At 60.1% G+C, this 519-nt stretch carries 1 protein-coding gene; it reads right to left on the reverse strand.

What is annotated here, in order from left to right:
* On the reverse strand, window positions 1-519 hold a 519-nt coding region (locus DX908_RS16950), incomplete at both ends, for a KH domain-containing protein (RefSeq protein ID WP_233508747.1).

Below are 519 nucleotides of genomic sequence, written 5' to 3' on the forward strand. Positions count from 1 at the left end.
GACCGCCGCGCGTGCAGCCTCGGAAGAAGGACCATCGACAGCGCCGATGTAGACGGATCCGTCATCCTCAATCGAGATGTCGGCTCCGGTGTCATCCTGGATCTGGTTGATGTTCTTGCCCTTAGGGCCAATCAGCTCACCGATCTTGTCGATCGGAATCTGAACCGAGATCACGCGAGGCGCCGTGGGGGCCATCTCGTCGGGAGCGTCGATTGCAGCGTTGATCACCGAAAGAATCGCGGTACGCGCGTCCTTAGCCTGCTTGAGCGCTCCGTCGAGAACCGACGAAGGCAAACCAGCGAGCTTGGTGTCGAGCTGGATAGCGGTGATGAATTCGCTCGTACCGGCAACCTTGAAGTCCATGTCACCGAGTGCGTCTTCAGCACCGAGGATGTCGGTGAGAGCTGCGTAGCGCGTAACGCCATCAACTTCATCCGAGATCAGGCCCATGGCGATACCGGCGACGGGTGCGCGCAGCGGCACACCAGCGTTCAGCAGTGACAGAGTCGACGCACAAAC

This window comes from Parvularcula marina, assembly GCF_003399445.1.
In the GTDB taxonomy this organism is placed as follows: domain Bacteria; phylum Pseudomonadota; class Alphaproteobacteria; order Caulobacterales; family Parvularculaceae; genus Parvularcula; species Parvularcula marina.